Raw genomic sequence first — 5,635 nt, 5'->3', positions numbered from 1 at the left:
AAGCGGAATGTTGCTCAATACCAACTCGGGTATTTTCTTTGAATTTATTCCCACAACTAAAAGTTACAAAAGTTGTCTGCACTATTAAAAATTCTGGTAGTACGAGGTTGGCCATTCAAAAGTTTTACCACTTTGCACTACAATATAAAATTGGGAAGGGTATAGCGATGGATTACATCAAGGCTTATGGTTATTTTCAAAAAACCTTCGCCTTGGGCGATTCAGAGGGTGTATATTCTGCTGCTTATATGTATTACAAAGGTTTGGGTCGTATGCAAAATTACAAGTTGGCGGCTAAGCGCTTTCCACAGGCCTCTTATGCGAAGCGAGATAATAACATATATTTCTTTGGCCATTGCTGGCGCAAAGGTTATGTGGTCTCCCAAATTGAAGATTCCACCCTTTACTGGATGGATAAATCAGCTGCTTTGGGTTATCAGCAAATTATAGCCGAACTAAAAATGCCCACCCTTGATGCGACATTAAATAACAATGCAGGGTATTCAGATGTCACATATTATATTCCTAAAGGTAAAGATTCTCTTCCATATTTCCGCTTCGAGGGAGATTTTTCAAATTCATTTCGTCAGAATTATAATATAAATAATAATATTAATAATAATTACGCAAATGCGCCTTTTGACGCTTCTCCACAATATGGTAATGAGGATGGAAACACTGGTTATAATGGTGGGAATAGATTAGAAGGATCAAAACACATTGATGTAGGATTAAAAATTTATCCCAGCAACTGTCCTGGTTACGACTCATCGGGTGCACATACAGGACCCTCTGGAGGAATTGTAGATTCCCACCAGATTAAAGGATTTTCAATCACTAATGAAAGTGGGGTAACCTATAATTATGGCTTACCCGCTTATAGTTACGGTGAGGAAGCATACCAGGAAAAAGTAGGAACAAAAGAAACTGGGCATTTGTCCATGAATCGACAAACGAAGACGCAGGCATATGCTTATACCTGGTATTTAACGACTATTACGGGGCCGGATTATGTAGATAGAAATAATGATCATATTGCTGATGCAGGAGATTGGGGTTACTGGGTAAATTTTGAATATGGAAAATGGAGCAATGATTATGTTTGGCGTAATCCATCAGAAGGTTTTCATAGAGATGAGGATAATGATTTTCAGAACTGTTCTATGGGGCACAAAGAAGTTTATTATCTAAATGCTATTCGTACCAGAAGTCACATAGCCTTGTTCGAAAAAAGTATCCGCAAGGACGGTAAAGGCTCTTCACCAACTGTCTTTGATAAATATTCTAGTAATGCTTATGCAAATAATGGCATATTTGATAGTAATTCCGCCCAGAGCCTCCGCTTAGATAAAATATACTTGCTAAATATAGCAGATGCTGCTATTGTACATCCAAACTCGGGTGGAATAGGTTCTTCGAGAACCCAGGACCTAGTCAATAATGTTCTTGATAATTCAGATATTGATGCAATTGGTCGTGGAAATATAGAAGCAAAAGCTATCAGGGTTATCGATTTTAACTATGATTATTCTTTGTGTTTAGGAACTGCCAATAGTTATAACCTTGGTTCCCCAATGTTTAAATATGGAAAATTAACATTGTTAAATGTGGTTACTCGCGGTAAAGGCGGCGCGAATCTCTTACCACCAACGACATTTGATTATGGCTTGCCAGAAAATCAAATAATCAGAGGTAATGCAACCATAACAGCTATCGCAAATAGTAATCAGTCTTCTTTAACGACATCTAATAATAATTTCAAGGTGGGAGATCTATTGGAAACGGATGAATCATTCCCTAGTTTTTGTGGAGTCATAACAGATAGCATTTCACCGGGCGTATATAAGGTTGCCAACAATAGTTCGGGTTATGGGACCAAGAATATCCGCACAACAAAGAACCCTCCTTATAATAAAGATGCCTATGATCAATGGGGGCTTTACAAAAGCGATTATAGTTCTATAATTGCTACAGAAAATAAGATTGTTGCTAAAATGACTACGCCAACATCGAGTAGAGCGGCAGATGTGTGGAATTTAAGACAGGTAACTTCTCCATTAGGTTCTGTGGTTAAAATTCAATATGAATCTGGGACATATTCTAAAGTAATACTGCCAAGTAATATGCCTTTTACAACATCTTCAGTACTTAATGATAGTGCTTTCGCTGCTAATGCACAAAATCATAAAATCAAATTTAAAGTCAATGGTTACGGTTATAATGTGATGGATTTTTTTAAAGTTAACGGTGTAGGTAAGATACTATTGGCTTATAATTCAAGTGGATTACCCTTGACCCCAGAATATCTAGATTTCGTGGAATCTGATTACCTTATTACATCCATAGATGCTGATACTACTATTCATGCTACACTAACTAATCAAGGGTATGGTACTGAAGGAATATATAATTCTATTTACACCCACAGTCCTAATGCAAGTTATATTGTACGAGGAGGAAATATTTCACCTACGGTTGGTGCTGTAAATAATATGTTTGGAGAAATCAGAACCCGTACCATTAGCACAGAAGATGCAAATGAAAAAATATCATCTACAACTTACGATTATTCAAATACTGATAACCAGAATCTTTCCTCTGGCGTTATTTCTTATGATCCTCAAGGGATTTCTGTTTCTGGGTACTCTTTGGCAGGCACAGACAACTATAGTGAAAATGCTTATAAACGTTACCGAAACGCTTTAAGCAAATTCTCTGATGAAGTATATAGTTTGGCTAGGGTATTTCCTGTGCCGGAGATTATGTATGAAGATGTTTCAATTACAAATACAATACAGGCCGGCGTTGATGCTATCCCTTTACAAATAGAAGGTAAAACCTTATACCAATTCACGGTACTAAGAGACAACATGGTTGGCAGGGTGGCAGATCCTCCCCATAGATCAAATATTTCAACTTCTATTTACAGTGTAGATTCAGCGTCCGTTGCAAACATTACTACTAAAATATATACCCAATCAATTGGTGCTGTAAAGCATATTATTCAATATGATAATAAAGGACATAAGCTCTCAGAAACAATAAATCATTATTTGGACGAAGGGTTAGAAAGTTTGCCTTTTGAGCAATTTATGGATCAGTATAAAGAAAGGTTAAGTATTTATAATTATCAGGGGTTCTTACAAGAAAGATTAGCGGAGGCTAAAAGTATAATTTTTTATAAAAATTATATTGCTAACTACCCAACTCATTCCTTCGAAGATTACACGATGAGTGCACGCGAAGAATATCCGAGTATTCAGACAGGAACCACGGTGATTAATTATGTAAATGGTACTAAAACTACTACAGAGAATATAGGATTTGATTTTTACAGTGGAGCGGTAACAAAAACAGTAGCAACCGATGCTTATGGTAATAGAGTAATAACAGAAGTCGTTCCGGCATATCGGAAGTATCCTTCCATGGGTTTAAAAGTGAGTAACGCTGCCAATAAGAATATGCTATCCCAAAGCGCAGGGACTTATGTTTATAAGGTGGATTCCGACACCAATAAATTGGGTCTTATAAGCGCATCAGTCAATACTTGGTCAGACCTGATCCCTTCCCTGGATATAAACGGTGCGCTTGTAACACAGAATAATTCAACTAATGGCGATGTATGGCGTCCACAATATACTTACTCCTGGATGGAGGATGGTCATACAGATGCAGGTCTTACGCCAATAGCCAATTTTACAGATTTTTGGACAAATCCTTCCAATCCTGGTGCCAACTGGGTAAAGACATCCGCCATAACAAGCTATGACGTCTATTCCAAGGCATTGGAGGGTATAGATATTAACGGCAACTATGCAACCACCCATATGAATTATAATAGTATGAAGGTGGAAGCTAGTGGAACAGCTGCAAAATATGGAGAGATTGCCTTTAGTGGAGCGGAAGACGGCTCTATTACACAAACGGCCAATCCTTGGGCAGTAAAATCAGGCAATGGCATAGTCGTTAACGATTCTTCGAATGCCCACACGGGCGTTAAATCCTTGAAAATAAGTGCAGGCGGTAAAGGATTTGTGTATTCCATTGGTACAAATAATCTAACCGTAGGAAGATCTTATTTAGCCTACGCATGGGTAAAGCCGGTCTCTGACACAAGCTCGAATGCACAGTTGTACTATTCTATTGGAGGCACACAGAAAGGAGTTTCCCTACGTTCCGGGGTAAGCACGCGAAAAGCCGGAGCTTGGACATTACTTACTTTATTGATTAAAGGAAGTGATATAGCGGCGGGTCAGACGTTGGAAGTAGGACTAAGGAATATAAGTGGTGCGGATGTGTTTGGTGATGATTTTCGCTTTCAACCGCAGGACGGCTCTTCTACCGCATATGTATATGATCCATTTTCCGGGGAGTTGAAGTACATACTGGATGCCAATGACCTATATACAAGGTATGATTATGATGGTGTGGGTCGTTTGATATCGACATATCGTGAGAAACTGGGTGTAGGTGTTTATAAAACAGGTGAAACAATTTATAATGATGGTGCAGCCTTGGGTGCATCTGCTCCAATTATCAAAATCTACTTAAGTAATGCTTCATCTAGCACCAATAGCAATATTTATTTACTTTTAGATGGTGTACAATATAATTTTCCTGCTGCGGGAACGTCGAATGTATTGACTGCTTCTATTCCTGCCGGTTCACACACTTTGAAATTTTCCTGTGGGCCTGTATTTGATTATAGTGCTTCTTATGGTGTTTATTATTATTGCGGCGCTACCCAAAATCCGGTTACGGTTCAATTGAATATGGATGCCACGTTTACGGCAGGCAGTGTGGAATATGCTCCTGCTACATCTTATACGGTTAACATTGCGGGTGATGCTACGCCAACATCATCTATGTGTGTAACTGGCTCAATTTATACCCTTCAGGTATTTTCTCATACCACTTCTTTTACAAGCGGTATGAAGTTATTTTATGATCAAAAGCTCTCCCAACCGATAACGGATAAGAAGTGGTTGAGATATATTAACGGAGGAGGCAATAGTGTTAATACTAGTAGTATCTATCAGATATATAATACCGGTATTGTGGGGAGTGCTGTAACAGCTTGCCCGAGCCCAATATATCCGGCTCAATAGCGAATAGAGTACATTAATTTATCTCAAATAATTGAATTGAATGAGAAACATAATTAAAATTACTAGGACTAAAGACGACTTCAAGATACTATTAATAATGGTATGTTGTTTTAATATTACTTTCCTATATGGCCAGTCTGTCCCCGTAGATACTGTTTTAAGCAGTTATACAGGTGGATCATCTATTTATGCTACACACAGTATCGCGTTGGAGAATGGATTTACAATACCATCAGGCAATAATGTACATTTATATATAGGCTTGCCTTCCGGCCTTTCAACCATACCTATGGCTGATAATCTTATTGGGAGTAGTGATAGTAATATGAATTGGATAGAGTCGCGCAGTTTCGATGAGACAGGCAAATTGATAGGAGACAGCAAAGCCTTTTTTGATGATCGTGGTGTTGCATTGCAGACACAGACAAAGACCTGGGTAAAAACCAGTGATGGCGAGCTAACCACCCACGTACTAGCCACTCAACCAATTTATGATGCTTATGATAGACCGGTAGTAACGACAATGG

At 38.4% G+C, this 5,635-nt stretch carries 2 protein-coding genes; both read left to right on the top strand.

Annotated elements, in window-relative coordinates:
* Positions 1–167: 167 nt before the first annotated feature.
* Positions 168–5,108: a hypothetical protein gene (locus ACQR30_RS03160; RefSeq protein ID WP_429731142.1), complete on the top strand. Its 4,941-nt coding sequence runs from the start codon at positions 168–170 to the stop codon at positions 5,106–5,108.
* A gap of 40 nt (positions 5,109–5,148) precedes the next feature.
* A partial coding sequence (locus ACQR30_RS03155) for a hypothetical protein (protein WP_429731139.1) occupies positions 5,149–5,635 on the top strand: 487 nt, incomplete at its 3' end.

The organism is Arachidicoccus sp. (assembly GCF_050436765.1).
Lineage (GTDB): Bacteria > Bacteroidota > Bacteroidia > Chitinophagales > Chitinophagaceae > Arachidicoccus.
Note: the sequence above shows the minus strand (reverse complement) of the source record. Positions and strands in the feature narration are given on the sequence as shown.

Excerpts from the sequence above, each read along its gene's own strand:
- ACQR30_RS03160 (WP_429731142.1), top strand. The coding sequence starts at position 168 with ATGGATTACATCAAGGCTTATGGTTATTTTCAAAAAACCTTCGCCTTG.